Here is a 24943-nt window from a genome sequence, read left to right on the forward strand (position 1 = left end):
AGCTAACCTAGTTATACCACTGGGCATAGGAATTTACTCACTCAGTGACGATGAAAAGCTGGGCAGGCAAGTCAGGCAAGTAAAGTAATAGGATATCGGGATAAAGCGACATTGGCTTGCGCCGCATACGTGCTTTTTCAACTCGACCTTGGGGAGCTTGTCAGCCACCAGATGACTACACCAACTTGTCTCGTCGTAGCATCACTATGCCATCGCCAATCTGGCTTGAACCCCAATGGTTGACACAGTTCTGAGCAAGTCAAACTTCTATAGGGAATGATATTACGATAGAAAGTAAAGCCCAGGCATAACTATGGGCAATCCCCTGGGCTCTGGGTTAAAATTAGGATAGGTTTGATTACAGCAAAAGAAGTGGCACCATGGAATACGAATTTCGGCGCAATTCACTGACGGGAACCGCAATGGCCCGCTTCAGTATGGAGCATCATGTACTGGGGCAATGGTTCTCTGAAGAGTTGGCGGATAACGCCGAGATCTGCACTCAGGTCAAACAGGCATTGGCGGATTTACAGTCAGGGCGCATTCGCGAATGGCAGTTGATTGGCCGGGATCTGACGCTGCAACTGGATCAGGAGCAGGTGCGGGTTTACGCCAATGTGCTCGAATTCGGTGAGAGTCAGGAGTTGGATGAGTCCCTCTCCCTTTATGATGCCGAGTCAGAAGCCTGGTGCGGCCTGGAAGATTTTCAGGATGTGCTTGAGAGTTGGTGTGACTTTCTGCACCAGAGCCGCTGAACAAGCGGCATTGGCAGAAATGAGAAGGGACGCGGTAGCGTCCCTTTTTCGTGGCTTAACGGTTGAGATAACGCACCGCCATTTCGGTGCGGGACTTGGCATTGGCCTTGCGAAGCAGGTTTTTGACATGCACCTTGACCGTGCCTTCGCTGATATGCAGTTCCTCGGAGATCACCCTGTTGCTCTGGCCTTCAGCCAGATGCTGCAGTATCTGCAACTCTCTCGGTGTCAGGCTGTCGAGCCAGGCTTCCTCGTCGGCGGCATTTTTCAATTCAAACAGATAGTCTTCCACTTCGGCGCTGATCACTCGGTGGCCGGACATGGCTTCTTTCAGCTGCCCAAGCAGCAGATCGGGTTCGGTATCCTTGAGCAGGTAACCATCGGCGCCGGCTCGCAGCAAACGGATAACATCCTGTTTGGCATCGGAAACCGTCAGGATAACGATTCTGGAGGTGACTCCCTCCTGACGCAGGGCGTTCAGGGTATCGAGACCCGTCATGCCTTTCATATTCAGATCCAGCAGGATAATGTCCGGCTCGTTTTCGGCGGTAGCCGCCAAGGCGTCGAGCCCGGTACCGGCTTCACCGAAGAGACTAAAGTCAGGATCGGATGCCAGTAACTGACAGATACCGCGACGCAGTAAGGGATGGTCATCGACTACCAGAACTGAATAAGGTTTACCCATGATGTGGCTCCTGCTGAGGTGGGAAAGTCAGGACAACACTGGTGCCTCCCGACGCATTGCTGGAAAATTCAACCATACCCGAGAGGCGGCTGGCTCGCTCGTGCATTATCCCTATGCCGAAATGTTGATCCCTTTCCTTGATATGCGCCAGGCCTATGCCGTTGTCTTCGACACTGATAACCACCATGTTATCAGAGTTCTTTTCGCAGCTGATACAAATACGACTCGCATTTGCATGTTTAATGGCATTGAGGGTGGCTTCTCGGGTGAGCTGCAGAATGTGAATATGTTGGTGCGCCGCCAGTAACTGTGGCGGCAGGCGATAGCTGAGTTCCAGCTCCGTGTCTGTTTGGCTGCGCAGTTGCTCCAGCATGGCCTCGAGGGCGTTGCGGAGATTGGGTTCTTTAACGGTCAGGCGGAAGGTAGACAGCAGTTCTCTGAGCTGGGCGTAGGCTGTGGTCACCCCCTCATTGAGTTCTTCGAGCTGTTGGGTCACCGCCGGGCTTTTGCAGCTCTGGTCGAGGCCTTTACGCAACAAACTTATCTGGATTTTCAGGAAGGACAGCAGTTGCCCAAGAGAATCGTGCAGCTCCCTGGCGATAACCGCCCGCTCTTCCAGCAGGGCCAACTGTTGGCGTTGTTCGGAGGCGTTGTGAATCACTATCGAGCGAGCCAGCATGATGGCGAAGTTTTCAAACAGGGGCACATTGATATCGTGCTCGCCTATCACTTCCAGAAAGCCGAGTTCCTGTTGTTCAAACTTGAGCGGAAACTGCATGGTCTGTCCGGATTGCGGCCAGATATCCTCGTCGGTGGCGATCACCTCCATGGCATCTTCATCCTGCTGAATAATCAGCCGCAGATGTTGCAGGTGCTCATACTCCTTGAGTTGCAGCAGCGACTGCCGCATCACCTCGAAATTGAGTTTGCCCGAATGCAGCAACACCAGATTGTCATAAAGAAATTTGAGCTCACGGTTGGCACGGGTCAACGCCAGAGTCTTCTCCTTTACCTGAGTTTCCAGGTTGCCGTAGAGAGTTGCCAGCTCCTGAGCCGTACTGTCCAGGGCATCGGAAAGAGCGCTGAGCTCAATATATTCCGTCTTCGGCATTTCGACGGCAAAGTTACCTTTGGATATAGTGTTGGCCGATTCCATCATCTGTTGCAGCGGCACCACCACCTTGCGTTTGGTAAAGCGCACGGCGATAAAGGCAATCAGCAGCATCAACCCCAAGCCTACTATCTGGCTGACGGCCAGCAATCTTAGTTTGAAGGCGGCATGGTGCTCCATCTCCAATACCAGCAAATCTATGGTATCGACAAAGTCTTTCAGCGAGGAGGCATAGTTGCGCGAGTCTTCCTGCTCTATGTAGTACTTCATGACCTTCCACTTGCTGATCACCAGTTGGTACTGCTGCCCGAGCCTGGCAGGCGATGACCAGTCCATCGAGCGCACCAAGGCATCTGAGTAGAGGGTATTTTCAAATTCGCGAATTTTTTGCAGCGCTTCTTCACTGCCGGAGTTGGCATAAAACATCAGCCGGTAGCTCTGCATTCGTAATGAGCCGGAGGCGTTTATCGCCCTGGCATCTCCCAGGCTGTAAGACAGATTGATAATGGCAAAAGTGGCCAAACCGCTTGAGAGCAGGATAAGGGTCAGCATTAAGCCTAAAATGGTAGAGGTCAAACTGCCTCGTTTCATGAAATATTCACTCACTTTTGCTAAGGTTTCCTCAGTCCCTGCAGCGTTACTCTCGATTATCGGAAAGGAAACGCGCCGATAAGATTGTCGAGAATAAAAAAGGACTTGGGTCTCAGAGTTCTACATTAGCCAGCACTTGAATACATTAACAAGAGTACAAAAATGTGAACAACATCGCCTTCACATTTTGATCTGGCGCAAACTTCGCCCCGGATACCCCCTAAGAGGTATATTTTTGGTGTATTCAAGCGGCTACTTTTGACCTTGGAGATGTCGTGGTTATTGCAAATAACGATAAAGTAACACGGAGATGAGATGGTGAAAAAATTAAACCAAAAATCCTTTGCACTCAGTGCATTGGTCGCCGCAAGCCTAATGGCTGCCGGTGCGTTTGCGAGTGACAAGACTGAGCCTCGCAACGAAGTCTACAAAGACAAGTACAAAAATCAATATGCCAGTTGGCATGACACTGCAAAGAGTTCTGAAATTGTTGATGTATTGGCAGAAGATCCCAACCTGGTCATCATGTGGGCCGGTTATGGTTTCGCCAAGGACTACAATGCCCCTCGTGGCCACATTTATGCCGTGACAGATGTGCGCAACACCCTGCGTACCGGTGCGCCAAAGAGTGCCGAAGATGGCCCAATGCCAATGGCCTGCTGGAGCTGTAAGAGCCCGGATGTACCTCGCCTGATTGAAGAGCAGGGTGAAGATGGTTACTTCACCGGCAAGTGGGCCAAAGGTGGCCCTGAAGTGGTTAACGCCATAGGTTGTGGTGACTGTCACGAGAAAGGCTCGCCTAAGCTGCGCTTGGGCCGTCCTTTTGCCGAGCGCGCCATGGATACCCTGGGTACACCATTTGATAAGGCCTCCCGTAAAGACAAGCAATCCATGGTTTGTGGTCAGTGTCACGTAGAATACTACTTTGAGAAAGTGGAAGGCCGTAAGGGCTTTGTTAAGTTCCCATGGGATCAAGGTACTACAGTGGAATCCATGGAAGCCTACTACGATGCCATTGAGTTTGCCGACTGGACTCACGCCTTGTCCAAGACACCTATGTTGAAGGCACAGCACCCAGGCTATGAAACTTGGCAGTTGGGGGTACACGGTAAGAACAACGTGACTTGTGTTGACTGTCACATGCCGAAAGTAACCAACGACAAGGGGCGTAAGTTCACCGATCACAAAGTGGGTAATCCTTTCGACCGCTTCGAAGAAACCTGTGCTCAGTGTCACACTCAGAGCAAAGAGTTTATGGAGAATCTGACTGCCGAGCGTAAAGCCAAGGTTAATGAGCTGAAGTTGAAGGCTGAAGATCAAATCGTCAAGGCGCACTTCGAAGCTGCTGCCGCCTGGAAAGCCGGTGCGACTGAAGTCGAAATGAAGCCAATCCTGACTGATATCCGTCATGCTCAATGGCGCTGGGATTATGCTATCGCCTCTCACGGTGTCGCGGCTCACGCTCCTGATGAAGCGCTGCGGGTACTGGGTACTGCGGTTGACAAGGCTGCCAACGCCCGGGTGAAACTGGCGCAGTTGCTGGCCAAGAAAGGTATCGTTGATCCTGTCGCTCTGCCTGATATCTCCACCAAGGCCAAGGCTCAGGCCGCTCTGGGTATGGACATGAAGAAGATGGTTTCCGACAAGGAAGACTTCAAGAAAAATGTTCTGCCCAAGTGGGATGCTGAAGCCAAGAAGCGTGAAGCGACCTACAAGTAACAGTCGTTAACACTCGTAAATGAAAAATCCCCGCACCGCGGGGATTTTTTTATCTTACAAGAAATCAGTGGTAGCCCGTGAGGGATTACAGACCTATTTGATCAGCTTAAGCAGAGCCTTGAAGCGTTCACCTTCTGCCTGATGTTGCAGTTCAAACAGTAAAGATTCGCTGTTGTTGAGCCTGGCTCCCTGCTGCTTCATCATCTCTATTCCCAAGCGTTTGTTGCTTTCACTGCGGGAGCTGACGGCATCGGCTATCAAGTGCACATCGAAACCCTGCTCGATAAGATCACCACAGGTTTGATAGACACAGACATGTGTCTCTATCCCGGCCAGCAGTACCTGTTTGCGGCCCGCGCTCAACAGTGCCTCACGGAATGCCGGGCAGTGCCAGCCACTGAAGTGATGCTTGGCAATCGGCGATGTGGTTTTGGATAGCAGGGCGGCCAGTGACTCTGTAGTGGGGCCGAGCTTCTGCGGCAACTGTTCCAGCCAGAGCACCGGGATATCAAACAAGGCTGTGCCTTCTATCAGCATGGCCAGTTGCTGATGCAACTGTTCACTCTTGTCCATTATCTGCGCCAGTTTACCCTGAACATCCACTATGACCAGCACACATTCTTCCGCTTTTAACATCTTGTTCTCCTTCTGGTTGGCCTTAGGACAGGTGTAAACGAGCCCTGCTTTTGCTTCAGTTAACCTAAGGACATTCAGTTAACGACAGGACAGGGTTTAAGCCAATAGGCCTTAGGTCGTAGATGATTGCGCTTTTTTTGTGCGCCTGAGCCTTGCTTGCACTTAATTGGTGCATATCTGCAGCTCTCAACCTGGTCCGTAAAAACTAACTCTTTATAAAACAAAAAATTAACATTTTGGCCTAATGTTTGAATTGCTTTTGGCATAACACCAATACAGCAAGGCGATTCTGGAGGTTTGGATGAAATTAGTCAGCGCAATCATTAAGCCGTTCAAGCTCGATGATGTCCGCGAAGCGATTGCGGGCATAGGCATCGAGGGGATGACGGTCACCGAAGTTAAAGGCTTTGGTCGGCAAAAGGGACATACAGAGCTCTATCGGGGAGCCGAGTATCAGGTGGACTTTCTGCCCAAGGTTAAGCTCGAGATAGCTACCAAGGCGGAGAATCTTGAGCACTTGCTGGAGGTCATCAGCAATGCCGCTCATACCGGCAAGATAGGTGACGGCAAGATCTTTGTGACAGATCTGGAACAGGTTATCCGTATTCGTACGGGCGAAACAGACACAGAAGCGCTGTAAGGGGGAGAAGATGGAAGAACTGAGCAAATTGGGTACTACGGTCACAGAGCTGCGTTTTGCGCTGGACACCTTTTACTTTCTGATCTCCGGCGCGCTGGTGATGTGGATGGCGGCGGGTTTCGCCATGCTGGAGGCCGGGTTGGTGCGTTCCAAAAATACCACAGAGATACTCACCAAAAACATCTGTCTCTATTCAATTGCCTGTATTACCTACCTGATTGTGGGTTACAACATCATGTATGTGGACAATGTCGAAGGTGGCTGGCTGCCGAGCATCAGCACCTTGATAGGAGCTCAAGCCGCCGACGCCGACCATGCGCTGGAGTCTGATTTTTTCTTCCAGGTGGTATTTGTGGCTACCGCCATGTCGATTGTTTCCGGCGCCGTGGCTGAGCGTATGCGCCTGTGGGCTTTCCTGGCATTCAGCCTGGTAATGACGGCTGTCATCTATCCGGTGGAAGGTTACTGGACTTGGGGCGGTGGTTTCCTTTCCGAAGCCGGCTTTGTCGACTTTGCCGGTAGCGGCATAGTGCATATGGCCGGTGCGGCCGCGGCCTTGGCCGGTGTCTTGCTGCTGGGAGCCCGCAAAGGTAAATATGGCGCCAATGGCCAGGTTAACCCTATCCCGGGTTCCAACCTGCCGCTGGCAACCCTGGGGACTTTTATCCTCTGGATGGGTTGGTTCGGTTTCAATGGTGGTTCTCAGTTACTGGTATCTGATGCCGAAAATGCCAGCGCTGTGGCCAAAGTCTTCGTCAACACCAACTCGGCAGCGGCCTTCGGCGCGGTATCTGCACTGATCGTCTGTAAGATGGTGTGGGGCAAGGCCGACTTGACCATGATACTCAATGGTACTTTGGCTGGTTTGGTGGCTATCACGGCCGATCCCTTGTCGCCCTCGCTGCCGATGGCGGGTGTGATAGGCCTGGTAGCCGGCGGTTTGGTGGTGTTCTCCATTGTGGGCTTTGACCGCATCAAGATAGACGATCCTGTCGGGGCTATCTCGGTGCACGGGGTCGCCGGTTTCTTCGGTTTGATGATGGTGCCTCTGTCCAATGCCGATGCCAGTGTGACAGGGCAGCTGTTTGGCGCTGCGGTGATCTCTGCCTGGGTGTTCCTGGCGTCATTGCTGGTGTGGGGCGCCTTGAAAGTGACCATGGGGATCCGGGTGACCGAAGAGGAAGAGTACAACGGTATGGACGCGTCGGACTGTGGTATCGATGCCTATCCTGAGTTTGTGACTGTCAAGAACGCCAACTGAGAGGCCAAGAACGCCAACTGAGAGGCCAAGAACGCCAATTGATAAGTCAAGAACGCCAGCTGATAAGCCATGAGTGTTCTTGAGAGATCAAGCAAGCTTCCTTCACCTTTAAGCCATCTCTTGTGAGGTGGCTTTTGGTTAGAGCTGGCTTTGGGGTTACCGGCCTTGTTGTTACCTGGCTTGGCGGGAGTCGGCCAGGAAAAGCGTATTTTGCGGCTATGGCGCTTGATGACAGACGCTCTTGGGGGCAGACTGAAAGCAGAAACAGCCTGGAGCCTAAGGGGATGGCGATGAAGACTCTCAGTGTAATGAAGCTGACCGGTACTTTTTTCGGCGCTTTGTTAGTTACCTTGCTGTGGCTTGGCAATGCCGAGGCAGGTCAAGTGGTGGTTCGTGATGCCAGTGAGCCCTTCGATGCCTTTGCCGTCAGGGATGAATTACTGCGTCAGCATGAGTGGCAGGAACTACTGCGCTCGCAGCAACAACTGGAGATCCTCCGCAGCCTGCCTGCCATATGTGTTCCTTACATGCGCCCCTATCGCTACTTTTCCTGCAATGGCCATTTTTATCGCCCCTATCTTTACCGGCAACAGCAGCTCTATATAGGGATCCCCAAGCCGGGTTCTGAAGTTATCGCTCCCGGGAATGAAGGCTTGAACTAGGGGATATTCACATTTTGTCACCCTTTGGCGCGGCAGGAGTGGCCAGTCTGACTTAAGCTTTCAGTAAAGAAAAGCCTTAACTCAGGAGGCCTTATGTTCTCAGGCACTTTCTCAAGCGCTTTCTCCGGCTCTCTCACTCATTCTTTCTTTGGCACTCTATCCACTACCATCTTGAGTCGCTTAATTGGTGCGGTTTTGCTGCTGCTATTTTGCGGTTGCAGCAGTACCCCGGTGCCAAGCAAGATGGCTCTTGGCAGCCTGTTTCAGGATAACCAATTCAAAGAGGCAGGGAATATCCCCGAGCCCGCCGAGTTATTCGCCTTGCCTCCCGAGGCGGTGCAGTTGCTCAGAGGTGCCTATAGCCGCGGTGCACTCATCTCCAATCAGCAGTTGGCCCACGAGTGGTTGGCTGACTATATCCATGCCGACAAGGGCGGCTTTCGCTATCAGGACAACTATACCCGCACCGCCGCCGAAACCTTTCATGACAGGTCTGGAAACTGCATGTCACTGGTGATCCTGACGGCGGCCATGGCGCAACAACTGGGGATAGAGGTTGAATTTCGTGATGTGGAAGTGCCTCCGATCTGGGATCGCCAAGGCGCCTTTTATCTGGTCAATGGTCATATCAACCTCAAGTTATACCCGCCCAAGAGCAATCAGGTCTTCCATGTTACCGAGCGTTCCATTTTGGTGGATTTCCTGCCCGAGCGTGCTGTGCGCAGCTATAAGGTCAATAAGATCAGCCAAAGTACTGTGGTCGCCATGTATTACAACAATGCGGCGGCCGAGGCATTGATCAATGAGAATTGGGATCTCGCATACGGCTTGTTGAAAAAGAGCCTGCAACAGCAGAGTCTGTTTATTCCGGCGCTCAACAGCCTGGCGGTGCTCTATCGCGCCAGGGGCATGGAACAGATGGCCGAGCGGGTCTACCGCTATGCGTTGACGCTTGAGCCGGAAAACATGACTACCCTCTATAACCTGGCGGTCATGCTGAGCAGCCAGGACAGATTGGATGAATGGGCCGAAGTGCACAAGGTACTGGAGCTTGCCCGGATCCGTAATCCTTATTACTACTATGATATGGCGCAACAAGCCTACATGGATCGCCAATATGATGAGGCGCTGAGTTGGTATCGAAGAGCGATTGAGAAGGCGGATTATCGTCACGAGTTTTACTTTGGTTTGTCCAGAACCTACTGGGCAAAAGGGGACTCCGACCGGGCGAAGAGCAATCTGCAAAAGGCGTTGGCGCTGGCCGGTGACGGCGAGCAGAAAAAACGCTATCAGGCCAAGTTGCATGCGATGGAAGGGCATTGATTCAAAAGCTTGGCTAAAAGAGCGGGGTTATAAAGGCGCAATTGGTTAAGCCAAGTTGCAGGGTAAAAAGCCCGATGCTGAGATCTGCATCGGGCTTTGTTGCTTTTGGGTTATAAGTTGCTTTGGGCTATAAGTTTCTCTCTACCTGAAAGCTGGCCTTAAAGGGCATCGAAACTCAGCGCCTTGTCGCGGTAACTCAAGCGCGCCATCTGCCCCATATCCTTGAGCTCAACTGCCCTGACACCATAGGGCGGTTTTAAGCCCGAATTTTGGATTAGCTCAAGGTTTAGAGGCAACTGCAGACTGTTTTGCTCTTGTGTCAGCCAGGCCGCTGTCTCACTCTGAAGTATGGCGATTTCCCGACCTTGGGCATCGGTCCCTGTGAGTATTGCCGACACCCCAAAACGACCACTTTGGGCCAGCTCCAGCGTAAAGTTGAGGGCGCTTGGCAGACCATTTTGCCAACCAACTTTGATTTCGGGTGCCAGCCGCGCCGATGGATAGAACTGCTTGAAGGCGGTCTTGACTGTACGTCGTACCAAGGTGTTATCCACCTGGGTCTCAATATCGACTACCAATTCACTGAACCCCGCATTGCTTGAGGGCATGGGCAGCTGCTCACTTTGTAGTCGCCAGCCGTTGCCTCTTTGGCTGAGTTGCAGTGGGGTTTGCTTGCCGCTTGCTTGCTGCAGCCGGGCAGTGGCCAAACGAGGTGAACCCAGGGTCTTATCGTTTTCAAGCGCCAGCTCCAACTCGAGATGGGTGTTGGCCTCGAGTGATGATGGGGTGCTTAACTTGAGACGATAGGCAGAGCCTTTCTCTTTGACATTAACCAGATAGTTGTCAGTGGCGGTCAGCGCTGCGGCGACCTGCAGGCGATAGAGGCCGGGCTTGATATCTGAGCTCAGCAACAGGGCACTGGAGTCATCATCCATTCCGGCGCAGGCCAGAGACTCAGAGTCTACGGCGCGGCGGATAAGACGCTTGTTCTCAGTTTTGCCTGCGGCCGAGCTGAGTTGAACTGCGTCCGGAGCAATACTTTTGGGGGCCGTCGGGGCGCCGCTGCTTTTATCCCAGCGAGGCGCCAGACGGATAACGCTGCTGCCTTGGGTTAATGGCAGCTCTATGCCTTGGTTAAGCTCGGCGCCTGTAACCATCAACCAGTATTCATCACTGCTGGTACTGGCGGTTTTGTCCGGCAGCTGGGCTTGATACTCCCCTGACAGCGCCCTGACAAAGCTGACATCTTCCCTGGAGGTATTCAAGGGCGGCAATTGCCCTGTATCAAGCTCTTCTGAAGCCTTGATATCGCTTGCCTGGGGCGGAGCCATGGCCAAGGTCAGGCTTTTGGGCTGCTGGTTCTGTGCTACCTTGGCATCATCCTGGCAACCCGCGAGGCTCAGGAGTATCGCTGCCAGCAGCGGTGTCTTGCTGATATGCATCTTCATACTTACCTCCTCAGATATGATTGCGCAGAAGGGTGTCGAGATTAAAACAGGCCCGGCGGCTTTGATGGTGGCTCAAAGGTTCTCTGTCACGGGTTTTCTGCTTATCGGTAAACCAGACACTGCCGGCGGCACTCTGGGAGCTGCACTCAAGAAAACCGTCGGAGCAGTTATCCAACCAGTTTTGGGTAGTCTCCAACCCGACTTGGTACTGATAACCGCCGCAATAGCTGTCGCTGTCCCAAACTGCCGACTCCACGTCTGAGCCGACAACAGCTTCAAAAGGCTTACCCAGAGAAGGACGCCCGGCTGTGCCGTATAGCCATTGACTGTTGTATTGCGCCATCCAACCCACTTGCTGTTGTTTGACGGCATCGCTGTCGTAACCGAGCAGCCAGCCGAGACTGGTTTCAAACACATTGCCTTGAGTGACGGCATCGGCCAGTGGGGTACCGGCACTGGAAGGCGCCAGCGCTATCACTCGGCTGATGCTGTTGATCACAGCTGGATAACGCCCATCCCAGGTGGGATTGGACAAGACCCAGCGCACTATGTTGCCGCCATTGGAGTGGGTGATGAGGATCAGTTGATCCAGATTGCGGGCGTTGATAAAGCTCTGCAGCTGATCGACCAGACAGCCGGCAGCGGCCTCATCCCACATATATTGTTCGAAGTCACAGTTGATGACCTGATAGTTACTCGGGGTGCTGATACCTTGACGAACTGAATCGACAAACTCGCGGGTCCAGTAATCGTTGAGGGCATCGGTTTGTTTTCCTGTTCCATGGACAAAGGCGACGCCGGTGGCGCCATGACTCAGGGAGCAGACACTACAAAGACCCAACATCATCAGGGTGGTGGATATTTTCATGTCGCATTTCTCTTGTTGAGTATCATTATTTTGTGAATGGATAAATATGCTTATCCGCTAATCAAGTTAGTTGCAATGTTTGCTTGCGGCAAGTCAATTACTGAAATATTGGCTAGGTTAAGCCAATTGGAATGGGTAGTTGTATATGTAAGAATTTATTGGTTTTTTAGTTGAATATAACTGTTGATCATGAGAGGTGGGAGCCACTTTTGAGCGCACTCTATAAATGAGTTACTTGCCTATAAATAGGAATTCAATAGGGTTTGATTCAAACCATGTGAGAGCTTGTCGCGATAAGGGCTAATCCTTGATTGAAAGGTGGTGTTGGTGGTTTGTTTATCAACAAGGCTGTGTTTAGGTAATTTCTCATTGGAAGGCAGAGATTATCATACAAAAAATAAGAAATAACATGAATTGCAGAGAAATCTATATAAGTTAATTGCATTGGTTGAATATAGCGGATAGATTGAAACTGTTATTCAAAACAAGAGATTCTTATCAATAGCCGGAGCTGTGTGACGTTTATGTATTACCAGAATGATGATGTACGGATTAATGAAGTTAAAGAGTTACTGCCACCGATAGCCATTCTGGAACGATTTCCGGCAACCGAACGCGCCTCATCCACCGTCTTTAAAGCCAGGAAGAATATTCACAAAATCCTGCATGGACAGGACGATCGCCTGCTGGTGGTGATAGGCCCATGCTCTATTCACGACCCTGAGGCCGCGCTGGAATATGGTGCGCGTTTGGCCAAACTCAGAACGGCCTATCAGGATCAGTTGGAAGTGGTGATGCGGGTCTATTTCGAGAAACCCAGAACGACAGTGGGCTGGAAGGGGCTGATTAACGATCCCTACATGGATAACAGCTTCAAGCTCAACGACGGCCTGAGAACGGCCCGCAAACTGCTGCTGGAATTGAATGACAGCCAGGTGCCGACTGCAGGTGAGTTCCTCGATATGATCACCCCTCAATATATGGCCGACCTCATGTGTTGGGGCGCCATCGGCGCCCGTACCACAGAGTCTCAGGTTCACCGCGAGTTGGCGTCAGGCCTGTCTTGTCCTGTGGGATTCAAAAACGGCACAGATGGCACCATCAAGGTGGCGATAGATGCCATTGGGGCCGCCAGCGCGCCCCACCATTTTCTGTCGGTGACCAAGTTTGGCCATTCGGCAATTGTGTCAACCAAGGGTAATGATGATTGCCATATCATTCTGCGTGGTGGACGCGAACCTAACTACAGCTCAGCTCATGTGAGCCGGATATGTTCTCAGCTTGAGAAGGTTGGCCTGAAACCTAAGGTGATGATTGACTTCAGTCATGCCAATTCCAGTAAAGACTTCCGGCGTCAGATGTTGGTGGCTGAAGATGTCTGCGGCCAGATTGCCGCTAAACAGCAGGCGATTTTCGGAGTGATGGTGGAGAGTCATCTGGTGGAAGGGCGTCAGGATCTTAATCCCGGGCATCCTCTCTGTTATGGGCAAAGTATTACCGACGCCTGTATCGGTTGGGATGATACAGAGAAACTGCTGTCAATGCTCAATGACAGCGTGCTGAAGCGCCGTCAGGGTTGAGCGTCAATATTATAGGGTTAAAGGCGCCATTGGCGCCTTTACTTTTGGGCTTGCTGTGCCAGGTATTCGTTGGCCTTGGCCAGGCTGCCAAAGGAAGCTATCAGATTGTTACGGCCTTTTTCCTGGATCTCGGGGTTGCCTGATTCGATCATCATCCATACCCAGGTTTGGATCAGTGGCAGGGGCGGGTATTGAACTTTTGAATCCAACATAAGATTTCCTTCAACAGATACAGTAAAAAATCGGTGCGGACCGGTTTGTTTGACATTTTTGAACACTCGTTGCCGCCCGTACTTAGCAGGAAAGAGTAGCAAATTCTTTTTTCATGCATAACCATCTTTCCGCTCTTTGGAGGAATTTTGGCGATAAAAATTCCGTTGCTAGCCATTTAGTCTAGGTTAAATGTTATTTTTGTCATTCTAAAGTGCTGCTTCTGATGATTATTTCCGGGCGGTCAGCCAAACAGATCGCAGACTTGGGCCCCACTCACTGCTACACTCGGAACACTCTTTTCTCCTGGCAAGATGTATGCGTCCAACTCTTTACCTTGAAGGTCCCGTCGATAAGCTCAACTGGCAAGTGCTCAAACTTCTCTGGCCCTATCTGTTGGAATACAAGGGCCGGATTATCCTGGCGCTGCTGTGTCTTGTTGTGGGAAAACTCGCCAGTGTCGGTTTGCCTTTCCTGTTGAAGCATTTGGTTGATGACTTGGGGAGCGCCCAAACGGCGCAGCTGTTGGCCGTGCCTATAGCGCTGGTTTTGGCTTATGGCAGCTTGAGATTAGTCAATGCGCTCACCGGGGAGATCAGGGATACCCTCTTTGGCCGAGTGACCGAGAGGGCGATACGACGCCTGGGATTGCAGGTATTTGAACATCTGCACCGGCTGGATCTCGGTTTTCACCTCGACAGGCGCACCGGCGGATTATCGCGGGACATAGAGCGCGGCACCAGCGGCATCAGTTTTCTGATGCGTTTTATGGTGTTCAACATAGTACCCACCTTGTTGGAAATCCTGATGGTGGTGGCCATTTTACTGTGGAATTATGGTATCTGGTTTGCGCTGATAACCTTCTGTTCCGTGCTGGCCTACGGTTTGTTTTCTGTTGTGACGACAGAGTGGCGTACCTCTTATGTCCGTGAGGCGGCGAAGGCCGACTCGGTATCCAACACCCGCGCTATCGATAGCCTGCTTAACTATGAAACCGTCAAATACTTCAACAATGAAGCCTATGAGGCGAATGAGTATGACAAGGCGTTGGCAGACTGGGAAGTGGCCAAGCGCAAGAATCGTCTGTCGTTGTTCGCCCTCAATGCCGGTCAGGCCACCATTATTGCTGTCGCCATGACTTTAATGCTGGGGCTGGCGGCCTTTGAAGTGACCCGTGGGCAGATGACTGTGGGTGACTTTGTATTGATCAACGCCTTTATGATGCAACTCTTTATGCCGCTCAACTTCCTGGGTTTTGTGTATCGTGAAATTCGGGGTGCTTTGGCCAATATAGAGCGGATGTTCTCGCTGCTGGATAAGACCCCTCTGGTAAAAGACAGTCCTACGGCTAAAGCCGTATCGCTGACAGAGGGCCGAATCAGTTTTGACTCGGTTGGCTTTGGCTATGGTGACAGGCAGATACTCAAGGGCGTGAGTTTTGAGATAGAGCCCGGGCAGAAGGTGGCTGTCGTGGGTGAAAGCGGCGCCGGTAAATCGACGTTGGTGCGCTTGTTGTTCCGCTTTTACGATGTCAGCCAAGGAGCGATTCGGGTCGATGGTATTGATATTCGCGATATGACCCAAGATGCACTGCGCCGAGCCATTGCCATAGTACCTCAGGATACTGTGCTGTTTAACGATACTCTGTTTGAGAATATTCGCTATGGCCGCCCCGATGCTTCGGACGCCGAAATCTGGCAGGCGATAGAGTTGGCCCACCTTAAGCAGTTTGTTGAGGCATTACCGCAGCAGGCCCAGACCAAGGTGGGTGAGAGAGGCATGAAACTCTCTGGCGGTGAAAAGCAGCGAGTGGCAATTGCCAGGGCGATATTGAAGCGCTCGCCGATACTGATCTTCGATGAGGCCACCTCATCACTGGACAGCCGCTCCGAGCGGGCAATTCTCAAGGCGCTCGACGAAGTTGCCAAGGGCCATACCAGCTTGGTGATTGCCCACAGGCTATCGACAGTGGTGGATGCCGATAAAATCTTAGTGTTGCACCAAGGCCAGTTGGTTGAATCCGGATGCCATGACAGCCTGCTGGCCGCCGATGGATATTACGCGCGTTTATGGCGGATCCAGCACACAAAACAGGCTGATGAGTCGGTGCAAGTTCAGCATTGATTCAGCCTGGCTGCCGCATACTCGAAAGTCCAAAGTCGCGTCAGCCATGGGGGCAGCACAGATGGAAAACATTGTATTGCAGGTCAATATTGAAGGAATGCAGGACAAAGTCCGTACAGATTGGAATTGTCTGGCGGATGAGCTTAAGGCCCGAGGTATGGATGATGTTGCCCTCAATCAATTACATACCGAGTTACGTGCCGGGCTGAGAGTATCCACCCGCGGCCTGACTCTGTCTATGGTATCTGCAGAACCCTTTAATGAGGCGTTGGAAGGAATTATCAGTGAGTCAAGAAAGCAGGCTCAGTCGCAAGGGGAAGTGCGTAGCTGAGCCTGAGTTGATGCTATTTCTTGGTTTGGTTGCGGTCGGCTTGCCAGCCGTCGCACAGTAGGTTGAAACTATTTTTCGCTTCATTTAGCGGTGTCAGTTCAGTTATTTTACCGCCGCGATAACAGAGCATCTCTCCCTCAATCTCAATTAAACGGCTGCAATTCTTGCAGCTGAGCGATGCAGTTTTGCTCGTTTCCGGCTTGGGGACCTGACTGACAAATGTCATTTTCACTTCAAAATCCTCTGGAAGTGGCAAGTCTTGATTAGGCGCAAGATCTTACCACTTTTGTGATGCAACGCACAATCTAACCATTATTACGCTTCGGTGACAGTGACAATACCGTCATTGATCGAAGTGAGCGTAGTATTTATCCAAAGATACCGACAGGCCACTTTGGGTAACGATTCTGACGTGGCGTGGTTTGAGTTGTCTTGGGTCAGTAACCCCGCAGGAGTGGGCCAGCATCCCCAGATCATGGTGCAATGCCTTGTTGTAGTTGGCGACTCGGGTGGATTTATCCCTGGGATCCAATCCTTGTTGCAGTTTCTTGTTATGGGTGGTTATCCCGGTGGGGCAGGTATCCTTGTTGCACTGCAGCGCTTGAATACATCCCAGCGCGAACATATTCCCTCTCGCTGAGGCGGTGAAATCCGCCCCCAGCGCCAGCGCCCAGGCGACTCTGGAGGGCGTGATAAGTTTGCCTGAGGCTATCACCTTGATCCTTTGCTTCAGTCCATGCCGCCGCAGTTGATCGACCAACAGTGGCAAGCTCTCTTTCAGCGGTAGGCCAACATAGTCCATCAAGGTTTGCGGCGCTGCGCCCGTTCCGCCATCGGCGCTGTCGAGGGTGAAGAAATCGGGAGCCGAGTCATGACCGCGTTGGTTAATCTCTTCCAGAAAATCTTCCAACCAGTGAGTATCACCCAAGACCGCTTTGATCCCTGTGGGTTTGCCTGTCACCTGTCTGACTCTGGCTATCATGTCGAGAATGTCGCCGACATGATGAAACTCGATATGGCCGTTGGGACTGATGGAATCCTCTCCTGCTGGGATCCCTCTAATCGCGGCTATCTCTTCGGTTACCTTTACCCCGGGAAGAATTCCCCCCTTGCCTGGCTTGGCTCCCTGACTGAGTTTGATTTCGAACATTTTCACCTGAGAGTGAACGGCCACTTCCCTGAGCTTGTCATCATCCAGGTGCCCTTCAGCGTTGCGAACGCCATATTTGGCAGTGCCTATCTGGAATACCAGATCGCAGTTTCCCTTGAGGTGGTGGGCGCTGAGGCCGCCTTCCCCTGTGTTGAGCCAGCATCCTGCCTGGGCTGCCCCATGGGAAAGGGCGGTAACAGCTGGGCGAGAAAGAGCGCCGAAACTCATGGCGGAAATATGGCAAATGGCGCTGGTGGCAAAGGGATGTTCGCAGTCAGGGCCAATAATCACAGGTGTTGGCGGTACAACGTCTTGATCCAGTGTGGGGAAGGCGGTGTTCATAAACAGTATGCTGCCGTTGGCTTCCAGTGGCCTGGTGGAGCCGAAGGCTATGGTGCGGTCGACATTTTTCGCCGCTCGGTAGACCCAACTACGCTCGGCACGATTGAAGGGGAGTTCTTCCCGATCGAGAGCGAAAAAGTACTGGCGGAAGAATTCGCCCATTTTCTCGAAGAAATATCGGAATCGTCCGACAACAGGGTAGTTATGCCGCACCGCCTGCTTGGTTTGCATCACATCGGCGATATACATATAAGTGATTACCAAGAGTCCTAAGCCGACGACTATCAAAAACAGGCCGGAAAAGAGTTCCAGGCCCCACATAAACCAGTTTTGCTCGCGCATCTTCTATCCTTATTGACTGCCAAAGTGGCTGGTTACCAGGCCCGTGGGCCCCTGTTCTGCCAAGGTGAGAATAAAAAGTTGATCGTATTGCTGCTCATCCAAACTAACAAGGGGGCCACCGAGTGCCTTGATGATGGCCGGAATCGTATTGCTGTGGCCGGCGATCAGCACATTGCCTTGGCTGGCTTTGACTGCATCTGTTATGGCATTGATGTGAGCCTCCAAGCCGCCTTTGGCTGGAAACACCTCAATCTTGAGTTGTTTGGCTGTTGCAATCGGTGCCAGGGTTTCCTGAGTTCGGCGAAACTCACTCGACATCAGCCTGTGCAGTCGGGTGTCCCGTAATGCCGCTGCCAGAGCTTCGGCGCGCGCCTTGCCGACGGCTGTCAGCCCGGGATCGCTTCCCTGAGCTTTTTCCGCATGCCTAACCAAGAATATGGTTTGATGGGGGGCGGTGGCCTGGGATGGCCAACTAAAAAGCACTGAAAGACAAAGCAGTAGAAAAATTCTTACCATTTTTATTTTCTATCAAATACTTAAATAACATGTGGGATCATAGCTTGAGTATCGGCCTGGGTAAACAATCACTAAACTAATTGCTGAATTGGTCGATAATTAACCTGGGACATGCTTTTCATACGAGGAAACCAAGATGGAAATCCGCAATCATGGCGCTCAGGTCTCTGAGGTAGCCAAGGATAAGACCCAACAACTGGATGGTAATCATGGCAAGGCGGTATCTGAAGTCGCCAGTAGCAAGAGCATCCGCCATGTCAGTCAGCAGTTGATGAATAACGCTATTCTGGCGGCGCAGGAGGAGGTAAGTCTCAATAGTGGCAACGAACCCATGAGTCTCTTGTATCGCGCCGCGATTGAGGCCATCAATGAAGAACTCGCACCCTACATGGGTGAAAATGCCCTGCAGCAGGTGCAGGAGCAGCAGATAGATACTTCTCCCGAGGCCACGGCCGACAGAATTGTTAGCTTTGCTACTCAGTTCTTCAGTGTCTACCAGCAGCAAAATTCCAGCATGGACTTTGACAGTCAGCTATCCGGTTTTATGGACGTTATCGGCGGCGCCATAGATCAGGGCTTTAAAGAGGCGACGGATATTCTCTCCGGGCTCAAGGTGCTGGAAGGCGAAATCAAGACTGGGGTGGATGAAACTTACTCTCTGGTACAGCAAGGGTTGCAGACATTCAGAGATAGCTTTAGCACAGAGCAGGAATAATCGAGATCATGCGAAACCTTACCTGCAGATAACCCCCTCACTATGAGGGGTTTTTGTTGGTTGAATATGGGGTTATGCTGCAATAATCGTCTTGTGTTACCTAAGGAGAAGCTATGTGGACTGAAGGTCGGGTCATTGAGCGTATCGATTGGAACAGCAAGTTATTCAGCCTGAGGATTGCCGCCGAGATAGCACCGTTTATTGCCGGCCAGTTTATCAAGCTCAGTCAGCTGCGGGATGATAAACGTATCGCCCGGGCCTATTCTCTGGTGAATGCCCCCGGGACTGACTATCTTGAAATACTGGCGGTGGCGGTAGATCAAGGCCAGTTGTCGCCAGACCTGCAATCTTTGCAGCCGGGTGACAGTATTAGTGTGACAGACAAAGCCACCGGCTTTATGACCCTGGATGAGATCCCTAAAGGGGAATTACAGGGGCGCCACCTGTGGTTTTTGGCAACAGGTACTGCTGTGGGGCCGTTTCTTTCCATGCTGGATACTCAGGAGCCTTGGCAACGGTTTGATAAAGTGGTTCTGGTTTACGGGGTAAGAGAAGTGCAGGATCTCGCCTATCTCGATAAGATCCGCGGCTATCAACAGACCTATCACGAGCAATTTGTGTTTGTGCCCAGTGTCACTCGTGAAGACTTTGACGGTGCGCTGCGTTGTCGCATCCCGGATGGGTTGCAAAGCGGTGAGATAGAGGCCAAGGCCGAACTGAGCATAAGTGCAAAGGACTCGCAATTGATGCTTTGTGGTAATCCCGGGATGATCCAGGGGGCTACGGCGGTGCTTATCGATAAAGGCTTGGCCAAAAACCTGCGCCGGGCCCCTGGACAGATAACAGTCGAAAAATACTGGTAACAGGAGAGTCTGGATGCAGCTCTATTACTCTACAGCTTCGCCTTATGCCCGCGTGGTCAGGGTCATTGCCCGCGAGCTGGGTTTGGCGCTGGATGAAAAGCTGGTCAATCCCTTCGATAACAGTGACGAGTTACTGTCAGTTAACCCCTTGGGGAAAATTCCCTGTCTGCTTTTGGAAGATGGCGCCGCACTGTTCGACAGCGAAGTCATAGCCCGCTTTCTGGACGACAGATTCGGCCAGGATCGTTTCTTTGGGTCATCCAGAAACTGGGCTTATGAGTGCCAGTTCTCACTGCTTAAAGGCGCGCTGGATAGCGCCGTAGGCCTAAGGCAGGAACAGATGCGTGAAGAGGAGGGGGTTCGTTCTCCTTTCTGGAGCGGCCGTTTCGAGCAGGCCCTGCTCAGAGCCTTGATGGAGGTGGAGCGTCAGGGAATCATCGCAAGCGGTCCACTCGATGCCAGGCAGGTGCTGCTATTGGTGCTACTCGAATACCTTGATTTTCGTCATCCGGATCTCGATTGGCGTAAAGTAGTGCCAGCCTTGGCACACTGGCAGGAATCGGCGTCACTCAGGCAGAGTTTCCGAGATACTCGTCCTAGATGATTTCTCGGTAATTTGCGGTTTGGCCAAGTCGGAGTAACGCCTACCTTTGGGGTTGTCCCTGCGGTTGGTTTCACCGAAGGCACCGTAGAGATCATGGCTCATGCCATAATCCAGCCGTCGGTCGCTGAAGGGAACCCTTCTATCTTCATGATGTTGATACTTGCAGTCGCATTGGCTGCAATCGCACTCAGGCAAGGGAAGCCTGGGCGCCTCCTTCGACAAAAAACGCTTGCCTTCAAGCGCTCTTATCGCCTGGCAGGCAGTTGGTGTCAACATTATGGAGACACAGTGATACTGCTTTTCCTGCGGCGTAACAGGCTTGGCCAGCCGTCGCTTTCCTGGCCTTAATCTGTGGCGGAACAGAAACAAGATCAGCAGCAAAGACACCACAGCCAGCAAGATTTCCAACATATCCAAGGCGTTTTCCCCCTCGCCATGCATGGGTTTTAAGGTTCAGTTTAGTTTAGTTTGCGACAATTCGGCCGATTCCAATCGCTTTGCTCCCAGCTGCTGCCATTCTGTCTATTTCATTTGTATTCCCCTTGCCAGAATTTTTTGCACTAGGCTGAAAACAAAGTAGATTAGAAATAGTTCTCATTAAATTACTCATCCCAACATGGAGTGCCGAAGAATATGAGCTACAAAACAGGTCTGATACTTTGCAGTGCGTTGGCCGCATCCAGCCTGACGCTGCCGGTGGCCGCCGCCGGAGAGGTGACGGTTTATTCCTATCGTCAGGAGTTTTTGGTCAAGCCCATTCTGGATGACTTCAGTCAGGCTACCGGGGTGAAGGTTAATTTTGTGTTTGCCAAAGATGGCATCGCCGATAGATTGGCCCGTGAAGGACGTTTGTCACCGGCGGATCTGGTGCTGACGTCTGACTTTTCCCGTTTGCAGGAATTGGTGGACAAGCAGTTGGTCAAACAGGTGGAAAGCGACACGCTCAAGCAGAATATTCCGGCCCAATACCGGGATCCAGAAGGAAACTGGTACGCCCTAACCATGAGAGTGCGTAATCTCTATTCCAGCAAGGAGCGCCTCGGGCCGCTGGCGATCAACTATGAAGACCTGGCCGATGCCCGCTACAAGGGCAAGGTTTGTATGCGTAGTGGCAAGCATCCCTACAATATAGCGCTGGTGGCCTCCATGATAGCCCACCATGGTGAAGCCGATGCCAAGAGTTGGCTTCAGGGGCTGAAGAGTAACTTGGCCCGTAAGCCTCAGGGTAACGATAGGGCGCAGGTGCAGGCGGTAAAAGAAGGCTTGTGTGATATCGCCATCGGTAACAGCTATTACTATGGCAAGATGCTGCAAGACCCCAAACAGCGGCCATGGGCCGAAGCGGCGGTGATCAACTTCCCGAACCAGGAAAATCGCGGTGCCCATATCAATGTCTCGGGTATGGCGCTGGCCAAGCATGCACCTAACTCGGCCGATGCCCTCAAGTTGATGGAGTATCTGTCTTCGGATGCCGCCCAACAGAGTTATGCCGAGGTCAATATGGAATATCCGGTCAAGGTCGATGTGCCTGTCTCAGAACTGGTGGCATCCTGGGGTGACTTCAAAGCCGATGACTTGCCTGTCTACAAATTGGCAGAGCACCATCAGGCGGCGCTGAGACTGCTCGATGAGGTTAAGTTTGATCTCTGAGCTTGAAGGCGTTTTTGCAAAGGTTGTAGGGGAATAGCTGTGATCCTGACCTTCTCCAGGAGCTGGTCGTGGGCGGGGTTTACCGTCTGCGGCCTTATGGTGGCGCCTTTGCTGGCGCTGGTCATGCAGGCATTCGAACCGGGTGAAACCCGCTTTGGGCAGATGTTTGCCACTGTGTTGCCGTCATACATAGCCAATACCTTCTGGCTGATGTTGGGGGTGAGTGTCGGCAGTCTGCTTTTGGCGGTGCCGGCTGCCTGGCTGGTGGCGCGCTGTGAGTTTCGGGGCCGGCGCCTGTTCCAGTGGGCTCTGTTGTTGCCGCTGGCCATGCCGGCCTATATCGTCGCTTATGTGTATACCGATTTACTGGATTATGCCGGGCCTGTGCAGAGGTTTTTACGCGCAAGTTTTGGTTGGCAATCGGTAACCGACTACTGGTTTCCCGATATTCGAACTCTGGGCGGCGCTACTGTTATGTTGTCGCTGGTACTCTTCCCCTACGTTTACCTCTTGGGGCGCACCGCGTTTCTGGAACAATCCTTAAGTTTGCAGCATGCAGCCAAGGTGATGGGCTGCTCGCCATGGCAGAGTTTCTGGCGTTTGTCGCTGCCAATGGCGCGCCCGGCGCTGGCGGCCGGTGTCGCCCTGGTGGCCATGGAAACCATGGCTGACTTGGCGACGGTCAATTATTTTGCGGTATCCACCCTGACCACGGCTGTTTACGACACCTGGCGAGCCTATGGTGACTTGGCGGCCGCGGCTAAAATTTCGCTATTGATGTTGCTTGGTGTCTTTACTCTGTTTGCGCTGGAGCGTATGGCGAGGCGTAAACAGCAATTGTTTCAAAAGCAGCTGTTGCTGGAGGCGCCAGAGCCTTACCGGCTCAAAGGTTGGCGTGAGTGGTTGGCGCTCGGCTACTGCTCGCTGTTGCTGCTGTTGGCGTTTGTTTTGCCATTTGTCATTCTCGGCAGTTACGCCTTGGATTACTGGCAACAGAGCTGGAACAGCGACTTTTGGCAGTACAGTCTCAACAGCCTAACGGTCGCCGCCATCAGCAGTATATTGTGTTTGCTTTTGGCTATCCTCTTGATGTTCATTCGCCGCCTGAGCCCGAGAAAGTGGGACATGTTGCCATCCCGTCTGGTCAGTACCGGCTATGCACTGCCGGGCACAGTGCTGGCGATTGCCGTGCTTATTCCGCTGACCTGGCTCGATTTCAGAATCGATGAGCTCTACGCTCTGTTCGAGCGCCAAGGCCCGGGGCTCTTGTTCACCGGCAGTATCGCCGCCCTGGTGCTGGCGTTTTGTATTCGCTTTGCCGCCATCGCCATCGGCAGCATAGAGAGCAGTTACAAACGGCTGTCGCCTTCTCTCGACATGGCGGCCATCAGCCTGGGCAAGACACCGGGTAAAGTACTGGCATTAATCCATCTGCCATTGCTGCGCAGCGGTATTTTTGCCGCTCTGCTACTGGTATTTATCGAGGCGATGAAAGAGTTGCCGGCTGCCTTGCTGCTAAGCCCTGTCGGGTTTCACAACCTGGCTACCCAAGTGTTCCAATACGTCTCCGATGAGCAGTTGGAGCAGGGGGCGCTGGCGGCTATTGTCATTGTGTTGGTGGGGCTGGTGCCCTTGATTTATCTCAACCGTTCGCTGGAGCAAAACAACTGATGTCGACCCTGAGTGTCAAGCAACTCCACAGCCATTATGGCACCCAGCAAGTGCTCAAAGGGCTAAGCATTACCTTGCAAGCCGGTGAAATTGCCGCCCTGCTCGGACCCAGTGGTTGTGGTAAAACGACTCTGCTCAGAGCCATTGCCGGACTGCAGCCGGTCTCCGCCGGTGAAATTCATATCAGCGGCCGTGCAGTAACCACGGATAAGCTGCAGGTTCCGGGAGAGGAGCGTGGCGTGGGGATGATCTTTCAGGACTATGCCCTGTTTCCCCACTTGACGGTCGCGCAGAATATCCTCTTTGGTGTCAATGGATTGAACAAGGCGCAGCGTCTGAGCCGGCTCGAGGAGATGTTGGATTTGGTCAAGCTCCCGGGGCTTGCTGAACGTTATCCCCACGAGTTGTCCGGCGGTCAACAGCAAAGGGTGTCGATTGCCAGGGCGCTTGCCTATGAGCCTGAACTGCTGTTGTTGGATGAACCATTCTCCAACATAGACGCCCAGGTACGCGGCGAGCTGATGCTGGAGATTCGCGCGATCCTCAAAAGCCGTAACGTCAGCGCCGTATTTGTGACCCACAGTAAGGATGAGGCCTTTGTTTTTGCCGATACCCTGGCGCTGTTTGAAGATGGAAAAATAGTGCAGCAAGGCAGTGCTGAAACTCTCTATGCCAACCCGGTCAATCGCTATGTGGCGGACTTTCTCGGCAGCGGTAATTATCTTAAGGCCCTGGTCAGCTGCGAACACTGTGTCGATACTCAAATCGGTCGACTTAAAAGCTCTTTGCCCCATGGTTTGCCACTGAACTGGCAGGGCGAGTTGTTGCTGCGGCCACAGCAGTTGGAGTTACGACCCGACGAACAGGGCCTGGCTGTGGTTACCGAGCGGCGTTTTCTGGGCAATGTTTGCCATTATGATGTGCAGCAAGAGGGCGTCACTCTAGAGGTCCGTAGTCATCAGGTACAGTTTTCTCCAGGGCAGAGAGTCAGGCTGTCGACACTGGAACATCCGCTGGTGTTGTTCGGTAATGGCTGTTAACAACAATTGTTTCATAAGTTTGCTGTGGGTGATAATTTGTTTGTCTCTGTGTTATACCAAACAATCGGTTTGATTGAATTCACCATAGGTATTCACTGAACCCCGG

25 protein-coding genes are annotated in these 24943 nt (G+C 52.3%); 15 read left to right on the plus strand and 10 right to left on the minus strand.

The features are described from left to right. Nucleotides 1–380: 380 nt before the first annotated feature. On the plus strand, nucleotides 381–755 hold the full coding sequence (locus CX650_RS17875) for a YacL family protein (RefSeq protein WP_025011525.1): 375 nt from the start codon (nucleotides 381–383) through the stop codon (nucleotides 753–755). A gap of 55 nt (nucleotides 756–810) precedes the next feature. Here the strand turns inward: CX650_RS17875 and CX650_RS17880 are convergent, their stop codons facing one another. Together CX650_RS17880 and narQ are read right to left on the minus strand one after the other, a co-directional pair. After that, entirely contained in the window at nucleotides 811–1440 is a 630-nt protein-coding gene (locus CX650_RS17880; protein WP_025011524.1) for a response regulator, read from the minus strand. Continuing rightward, the gene (narQ, locus tag CX650_RS17885; protein WP_028780137.1) at nucleotides 1433–3142 is read right to left on the minus strand and encodes a nitrate/nitrite two-component system sensor histidine kinase NarQ; all 1710 of its coding nucleotides are present in this window, start codon (nucleotides 3140–3142) and stop codon (nucleotides 1433–1435) included. Before narQ ends, CX650_RS17880 begins: the two co-directional genes overlap by 8 nt. A 315-nt stretch (nucleotides 3143–3457) precedes the next feature. Here narQ and nrfA point away from each other — a divergent pair, with 315 nt between their 5' ends. Next, nucleotides 3458–4861: an ammonia-forming nitrite reductase cytochrome c552 subunit gene (gene nrfA, locus CX650_RS17890; protein WP_039035816.1), complete on the plus strand. Its 1404-nt coding sequence runs from the start codon at nucleotides 3458–3460 to the stop codon at nucleotides 4859–4861. A 93-nt stretch (nucleotides 4862–4954) separates the two neighbouring features. Here the strand turns inward: nrfA and CX650_RS17895 are convergent, their stop codons facing one another. After that, a complete protein-coding gene (locus tag CX650_RS17895; RefSeq protein ID WP_039036015.1) occupies nucleotides 4955–5497 on the minus strand; it encodes a hydrolase in 543 nt (180 codons plus the stop codon). A gap of 301 nt (nucleotides 5498–5798) precedes the next feature. Between CX650_RS17895 and glnK the strand changes: the two genes are divergently transcribed. From glnK to CX650_RS17915, 4 genes are all read left to right on the plus strand, one after another. Further along, nucleotides 5799–6137, plus strand: a complete 339-nt coding sequence (gene glnK / locus CX650_RS17900; RefSeq protein WP_101096607.1) for a P-II family nitrogen regulator — start codon at nucleotides 5799–5801, stop codon at nucleotides 6135–6137. Nucleotides 6138–6147: 10 nt separating this feature from the next. Next, nucleotides 6148–7398: an ammonium transporter gene (locus tag CX650_RS17905; protein WP_101096608.1), complete on the plus strand. Its 1251-nt coding sequence runs from the start codon at nucleotides 6148–6150 to the stop codon at nucleotides 7396–7398. A 290-nt stretch (nucleotides 7399–7688) separates the two neighbouring features. Continuing rightward, nucleotides 7689–8060 carry a hypothetical protein gene (locus CX650_RS17910; RefSeq protein ID WP_229800126.1) on the plus strand — a complete coding sequence of 124 codons (372 nt, stop codon included), beginning with the start codon at nucleotides 7689–7691 and terminating at the stop codon, nucleotides 8058–8060. 93 nt (nucleotides 8061–8153) lie between these two features. Then, a complete protein-coding gene (locus tag CX650_RS17915; RefSeq protein WP_101096609.1) occupies nucleotides 8154–9383 on the plus strand; it encodes a tetratricopeptide repeat protein in 1230 nt (409 codons plus the stop codon). 158 nt (nucleotides 9384–9541) lie between these two features. Here CX650_RS17915 and CX650_RS17920 read toward each other — a convergent pair whose 3' ends face one another. Together CX650_RS17920 and CX650_RS17925 are read right to left on the minus strand one after the other, a co-directional pair. Beyond that, the gene (locus CX650_RS17920) at nucleotides 9542–10831 is read right to left on the minus strand and encodes a DUF4785 domain-containing protein (RefSeq protein WP_101096610.1); all 1290 of its coding nucleotides are present in this window, start codon (nucleotides 10829–10831) and stop codon (nucleotides 9542–9544) included. A 10-nt stretch (nucleotides 10832–10841) separates the two neighbouring features. Next, nucleotides 10842–11699, minus strand: coding sequence for a lipase family protein (locus CX650_RS17925; RefSeq protein WP_025011517.1), 858 nt, complete (start codon nucleotides 11697–11699; stop codon nucleotides 10842–10844). Between the two features lie 524 nt (nucleotides 11700–12223). Between CX650_RS17925 and aroG the strand changes: the two genes are divergently transcribed. Next, entirely contained in the window at nucleotides 12224–13279 is a 1056-nt protein-coding gene (gene aroG, locus CX650_RS17930; RefSeq protein ID WP_101096611.1) for a 3-deoxy-7-phosphoheptulonate synthase AroG, read from the plus strand. A gap of 38 nt (nucleotides 13280–13317) precedes the next feature. Here the strand turns inward: aroG and CX650_RS17935 are convergent, their stop codons facing one another. Further along, nucleotides 13318–13491, minus strand: a complete 174-nt coding sequence (locus tag CX650_RS17935; RefSeq protein WP_096142315.1) for a hypothetical protein — start codon at nucleotides 13489–13491, stop codon at nucleotides 13318–13320. A 316-nt stretch (nucleotides 13492–13807) separates the two neighbouring features. On the opposite strand from CX650_RS17935, the gene CX650_RS17940 reads away from it, so the two are divergent. Next, nucleotides 13808–15613: an ABCB family ABC transporter ATP-binding protein/permease gene (locus CX650_RS17940; RefSeq protein ID WP_101096612.1), complete on the plus strand. Its 1806-nt coding sequence runs from the start codon at nucleotides 13808–13810 to the stop codon at nucleotides 15611–15613. Nucleotides 15614–15674: 61 nt separating this feature from the next. Continuing rightward, the gene (locus tag CX650_RS17945) at nucleotides 15675–15944 is read left to right on the plus strand and encodes a hypothetical protein (RefSeq protein WP_039036010.1); all 270 of its coding nucleotides are present in this window, start codon (nucleotides 15675–15677) and stop codon (nucleotides 15942–15944) included. 13 nt (nucleotides 15945–15957) lie between these two features. Here CX650_RS17945 and CX650_RS17950 read toward each other — a convergent pair whose 3' ends face one another. The 3 genes from CX650_RS17950 to CX650_RS17960 all read right to left on the minus strand — a co-directional run bounded on the left by CX650_RS17950 (nucleotide 15958) and on the right by CX650_RS17960 (nucleotide 18294). Further along, the gene (locus CX650_RS17950) at nucleotides 15958–16170 is read right to left on the minus strand and encodes a hypothetical protein (protein ID WP_202932803.1); all 213 of its coding nucleotides are present in this window, start codon (nucleotides 16168–16170) and stop codon (nucleotides 15958–15960) included. 117 nt (nucleotides 16171–16287) lie between these two features. Beyond that, nucleotides 16288–17778: an FMN-binding glutamate synthase family protein gene (locus tag CX650_RS17955; RefSeq protein ID WP_101096613.1), complete on the minus strand. Its 1491-nt coding sequence runs from the start codon at nucleotides 17776–17778 to the stop codon at nucleotides 16288–16290. 9 nt (nucleotides 17779–17787) lie between these two features. Continuing rightward, nucleotides 17788–18294, minus strand: a complete 507-nt coding sequence (locus CX650_RS17960; RefSeq protein WP_101096614.1) for a phosphoglycerate mutase family protein — start codon at nucleotides 18292–18294, stop codon at nucleotides 17788–17790. Nucleotides 18295–18430: 136 nt separating this feature from the next. On the opposite strand from CX650_RS17960, the gene CX650_RS17965 reads away from it, so the two are divergent. The 3 genes from CX650_RS17965 to CX650_RS17975 all read left to right on the plus strand — a co-directional run bounded on the left by CX650_RS17965 (nucleotide 18431) and on the right by CX650_RS17975 (nucleotide 20476). Next, nucleotides 18431–19009: a DUF5610 domain-containing protein gene (locus CX650_RS17965; protein WP_101096615.1), complete on the plus strand. Its 579-nt coding sequence runs from the start codon at nucleotides 18431–18433 to the stop codon at nucleotides 19007–19009. A 113-nt stretch (nucleotides 19010–19122) separates the two neighbouring features. Continuing rightward, entirely contained in the window at nucleotides 19123–19872 is a 750-nt protein-coding gene (locus tag CX650_RS17970) for a ferredoxin--NADP reductase (RefSeq protein WP_101096616.1), read from the plus strand. A 13-nt stretch (nucleotides 19873–19885) separates the two neighbouring features. After that, nucleotides 19886–20476, plus strand: a complete 591-nt coding sequence (locus CX650_RS17975) for a glutathione S-transferase N-terminal domain-containing protein (protein WP_101096617.1) — start codon at nucleotides 19886–19888, stop codon at nucleotides 20474–20476. Here CX650_RS17975 and CX650_RS17980 read toward each other — a convergent pair. Next, a complete protein-coding gene (locus tag CX650_RS17980; RefSeq protein WP_181316387.1) occupies nucleotides 20438–20893 on the minus strand; it encodes a hypothetical protein in 456 nt (151 codons plus the stop codon). The genes CX650_RS17975 and CX650_RS17980 overlap by 39 nt on opposite strands. 216 nt (nucleotides 20894–21109) lie before the next feature. On the opposite strand from CX650_RS17980, the gene CX650_RS17985 reads away from it, so the two are divergent. The 3 genes from CX650_RS17985 to CX650_RS17995 are packed head-to-tail and all read left to right on the plus strand — an operon-like array spanning nucleotide 21110 to nucleotide 24837. After that, on the plus strand, nucleotides 21110–22126 hold the full coding sequence (locus CX650_RS17985; RefSeq protein WP_101096618.1) for a Fe(3+) ABC transporter substrate-binding protein: 1017 nt from the start codon (nucleotides 21110–21112) through the stop codon (nucleotides 22124–22126). Between the two features lie 39 nt (nucleotides 22127–22165). Further along, nucleotides 22166–23797, plus strand: a complete 1632-nt coding sequence (locus tag CX650_RS17990; protein WP_101096619.1) for an ABC transporter permease — start codon at nucleotides 22166–22168, stop codon at nucleotides 23795–23797. Beyond that, nucleotides 23794–24837 carry an ABC transporter ATP-binding protein gene (locus CX650_RS17995; protein WP_189484326.1) on the plus strand — a complete coding sequence of 348 codons (1044 nt, stop codon included), beginning with the start codon at nucleotides 23794–23796 and terminating at the stop codon, nucleotides 24835–24837. The genes CX650_RS17990 and CX650_RS17995 overlap by 4 nt, the downstream gene beginning before the upstream one ends. Nucleotides 24838–24943 lie beyond the last annotated feature (106 nt).

Origin of the sequence: Shewanella indica (genome assembly GCF_002836975.1) — a bacterium.
Classification (GTDB): domain Bacteria; phylum Pseudomonadota; class Gammaproteobacteria; order Enterobacterales; family Shewanellaceae; genus Shewanella; species Shewanella indica.

Coding starts and splice junctions, on each gene's coding strand:
- CX650_RS17875 (WP_025011525.1), top strand. CDS start 381: ATGGAATACGAATTTCGGCGCAATTCACTGACGGGAACCGCAATGGCC.
- CX650_RS17880 (WP_025011524.1), bottom strand. CDS start 1,440: ATGGGTAAACCTTATTCAGTTCTGGTAGTCGATGACCATCCCTTACTG.
- narQ (WP_028780137.1), bottom strand. CDS start 3,142: ATGAAACGAGGCAGTTTGACCTCTACCATTTTAGGCTTAATGCTGACC.
- nrfA (WP_039035816.1), top strand. CDS start 3,458: ATGGTGAAAAAATTAAACCAAAAATCCTTTGCACTCAGTGCATTGGTC.
- CX650_RS17895 (WP_039036015.1), bottom strand. CDS start 5,497: ATGTTAAAAGCGGAAGAATGTGTGCTGGTCATAGTGGATGTTCAGGGT.
- glnK (WP_101096607.1), top strand. CDS start 5,799: ATGAAATTAGTCAGCGCAATCATTAAGCCGTTCAAGCTCGATGATGTC.
- CX650_RS17905 (WP_101096608.1), top strand. CDS start 6,148: ATGGAAGAACTGAGCAAATTGGGTACTACGGTCACAGAGCTGCGTTTT.
- CX650_RS17910 (WP_229800126.1), top strand. CDS start 7,689: ATGAAGACTCTCAGTGTAATGAAGCTGACCGGTACTTTTTTCGGCGCT.
- CX650_RS17915 (WP_101096609.1), top strand. CDS start 8,154: ATGTTCTCAGGCACTTTCTCAAGCGCTTTCTCCGGCTCTCTCACTCAT.
- CX650_RS17920 (WP_101096610.1), bottom strand. CDS start 10,831: ATGAAGATGCATATCAGCAAGACACCGCTGCTGGCAGCGATACTCCTG.
- CX650_RS17925 (WP_025011517.1), bottom strand. CDS start 11,699: ATGAAAATATCCACCACCCTGATGATGTTGGGTCTTTGTAGTGTCTGC.
- aroG (WP_101096611.1), top strand. CDS start 12,224: ATGTATTACCAGAATGATGATGTACGGATTAATGAAGTTAAAGAGTTA.
- CX650_RS17935 (WP_096142315.1), bottom strand. CDS start 13,491: ATGTTGGATTCAAAAGTTCAATACCCGCCCCTGCCACTGATCCAAACC.
- CX650_RS17940 (WP_101096612.1), top strand. CDS start 13,808: ATGCGTCCAACTCTTTACCTTGAAGGTCCCGTCGATAAGCTCAACTGG.
- CX650_RS17945 (WP_039036010.1), top strand. CDS start 15,675: ATGGAAAACATTGTATTGCAGGTCAATATTGAAGGAATGCAGGACAAA.
- CX650_RS17950 (WP_202932803.1), bottom strand. CDS start 16,170: ATGACATTTGTCAGTCAGGTCCCCAAGCCGGAAACGAGCAAAACTGCA.
- CX650_RS17955 (WP_101096613.1), bottom strand. CDS start 17,778: ATGCGCGAGCAAAACTGGTTTATGTGGGGCCTGGAACTCTTTTCCGGC.
- CX650_RS17960 (WP_101096614.1), bottom strand. CDS start 18,294: ATGGTAAGAATTTTTCTACTGCTTTGTCTTTCAGTGCTTTTTAGTTGG.
- CX650_RS17965 (WP_101096615.1), top strand. CDS start 18,431: ATGGAAATCCGCAATCATGGCGCTCAGGTCTCTGAGGTAGCCAAGGAT.
- CX650_RS17970 (WP_101096616.1), top strand. CDS start 19,123: ATGTGGACTGAAGGTCGGGTCATTGAGCGTATCGATTGGAACAGCAAG.
- CX650_RS17975 (WP_101096617.1), top strand. CDS start 19,886: ATGCAGCTCTATTACTCTACAGCTTCGCCTTATGCCCGCGTGGTCAGG.
- CX650_RS17985 (WP_101096618.1), top strand. CDS start 21,110: ATGAGCTACAAAACAGGTCTGATACTTTGCAGTGCGTTGGCCGCATCC.